The organism is Gracilibacillus saliphilus, from assembly GCF_010994085.1.
Taxonomy (GTDB): Bacteria; Bacillota; Bacilli; order Bacillales; family Amphibacillaceae; genus Gracilibacillus; species Gracilibacillus lacisalsi.
In genome coordinates, this window is record NZ_WJEB01000066.1 from 1 (window position 1) to 2,480 (window position 2,480).

Consider the following 2,480-nt stretch of genomic DNA (forward strand, 5'->3'; position numbering starts at 1 on the left):
AAGTAGAGTTGGGAATGGTACTAAGGGTAAAGGTAATCTTGATAAAACGTATAAAAGACCTTCTGGATATAGAAAAGGCGTTAGAGATGAAGTCTGGGAAAAAGCTAAAGACACAGATGGTAATGTAAGAGACCCACTTACTGGCACACTTATGCATAAAGATGAGCCGTGGGGTATGGGGCACAAACCAGGTTATGAATTTAGAAAACACCAACAAAGTGCAATGGAACGAGGTATATCAAGGAAGGAATTTTTAGATGAACATAATAACCCAGACCATTATTATCCAGAATTGCCTTCCTCAAATAGAAGTCATAAGGGAGAAGATTTAACAGATGCTTATTTTGGTGATTAATAATTAATTATGATTGTAGGAGGTTTAGTATGACAGTTACTAAAGCGAACAAAATTATTGCAAGAACTGCTTTAGAAGCATTTGGGGGAAAACCTAGTGTTTCAAAATATTGGGATGAAAATAATGTGAGCAATGTTGATATCTTATCGACTATAGATAGACCTCATGAGGGTGTTACTTCTTATTCTACAATTGGTTTATCTGATTATTCAATTGGATACTCAGTTGATGAAAAAACTTTGCGAGTAGAAATTGTCGGGGCTAGTGCAACCATGTTTGAACTCTTTCCGAATGTATTATCTACATGTGCCTTCAATATTATAAATACAAAGTTGTCTATCACTCATGGTGAAATATTTAAAGGGGTAGTAAGAATGTACTATCCTGATAGTGAGATGGAACATGTATTATTTACTTCACCTTTTTTATGGGAAAAACTTATTTCCCTAGACTTTATTGATAAGAAAGTTACATGGTTACTTGCAGTACCAATTTTTACAAAAGAGTTATTATTTGCTGAGAGAGAAGGAACAGAAGCTTTAGAAGACTTGTTTGAAGAAAAAGACATAGATATATTTGATATTAGTAGAAATTCAGTTATATAACTATTATTTAACGCTGAATAGCTGTTGCTTTTCAGGGTTGTTATTTATAGACCTAGTGTCGAATGAATTAATTGTTAAATAAAGGTGAATGGAAAAAACTTGAGAATACATGGGCAGATGCACTTAAACATGGTGATGAAGTAAAGGTGAAAATAACCCCAAACTATTAGGGGAATTCACAACGCCCAGAAAGTTTTGATATTAAGTATAAAATTGGTGATGATGAATGGGAAATTAAACGATTTGATAATGAACCGGGAGGGAGAAAGTTAGATGAATGAAGAACAATTTGATAGCTTATATCAACAGATAGCGGAGGTTGTGGTAGAAACTGTACCAGAAGAATGGTCTAAGGTTTATTTATACGGTGAGGTTGTTGAAGGATCTCAGACTGCTTATTTCTATTATTATCCGCAAGGCAGTGATAAACCTATCTACAGTCATGATATTAGTGAACTATTTACCGTTAGTGAAATTGAATACAAAGAAAAATGGGAGCGATTAGTTGATTTTATACAAGAACTTTGGATAGCATTTAAAGATACTGGTCAAGATCCTTGGACAAATTTCACTATGGTTTTTGATAAGTCAGGAAAGTTCAACATTGATTTCAATTATGATGATCTTTCAAATACAGATCCACATAAAAGGAAAACCATCTGGAAGTTTGAACATCTTGGCATTATACCTAAAAGCAATTCTGGTAAAAAGCATTTAGAAAACTATTTCTTAAAACTGGAATAATTTCTGAATTATGTATAAGTAATAGGCGTCTTTTATAACAGTTAAGAAAGACGTATAATTGGAACTTAACGTAAGACCAATAAATACCCATAAATTGACTAATCTTATGTTTTGTTTAATATATACTTGAATAAGAGGTGATTTTTTATAGGGAAGGAATTTGAAGATTACTTTTCAAAATTACAAGCAGATATGGTTTCAATATGTTTAGAATATGTTTTTGAAAGAGCGAATAAAATATATATATATTGTTCATATGAAGAGGGGCTTATTTCAAGTGACTTTTTTTACAATATCAATGGAAAGATTGTTGAGAGACACAAACTCAATGATGCAATAAATGATGTTGAGAACATTGAAAACTTCTCCTATGATACGTCTGTAGATCGACAAAAAGCGGTTGTGAAAATTATAAATGATAATATTAAAGAAATGATTAAATTATGTAATAAATATAACCGTGAAATGCCAACAGAAATTAAGTTAATTTATGATGTGCAAGGGAATAAATTAACAGCAAACTATCAATATGATCTTGTACATACCAATAACCCTAATCAGACTGCAAAATCGATAGCTAGGAGCTGGTTTGAAGAAATAAAGAATAATAATTAATGTAAGACCCAACCAATTTACAAATTATTAACCTTGATCGAGTGTTTAATCTCTATCAAGGCTTTTTTATAACTAAATAATTTATTTCTAAAACCCTAGAAAATTGGAAAAAAACTGATAACTTGTAATCGCGAATATATTACCGGCAAAGATATGTTCGG

Annotated in this window: 5 protein-coding genes; all 5 read left to right on the forward strand. The window is 31.6% G+C overall.

The window, feature by feature from the left end; all coding sequences use genetic code 11:
* A partial coding sequence (locus tag GHT08_RS22340; protein ID WP_238343651.1) for an HNH/ENDO VII family nuclease occupies window positions 1-355 on the forward strand: 355 nt, incomplete at its 5' end.
* 29 nt (window positions 356-384) lie between these two features.
* The gene (locus tag GHT08_RS21785; protein WP_163583486.1) at window positions 385-960 is read left to right on the forward strand and encodes a suppressor of fused domain protein; all 576 of its coding nucleotides are present in this window, start codon (window positions 385-387) and stop codon (window positions 958-960) included.
* A 71-nt stretch (window positions 961-1,031) separates the two neighbouring features.
* Entirely contained in the window at window positions 1,032-1,130 is a 99-nt protein-coding gene (locus tag GHT08_RS22345) for a DNA/RNA non-specific endonuclease (protein ID WP_238343652.1), read from the forward strand.
* 103 nt (window positions 1,131-1,233) lie between these two features.
* Window positions 1,234-1,704: an antitoxin YezG family protein gene (locus tag GHT08_RS21795; RefSeq protein WP_163583487.1), complete on the forward strand. Its 471-nt coding sequence runs from the start codon at window positions 1,234-1,236 to the stop codon at window positions 1,702-1,704.
* A 192-nt stretch (window positions 1,705-1,896) separates the two neighbouring features.
* Window positions 1,897-2,319: an immunity protein YezG family protein gene (locus GHT08_RS21800; RefSeq protein ID WP_163583488.1), complete on the forward strand. Its 423-nt coding sequence runs from the start codon at window positions 1,897-1,899 to the stop codon at window positions 2,317-2,319.
* The last annotated feature ends 161 nt before the right edge of the window (window positions 2,320-2,480 follow it).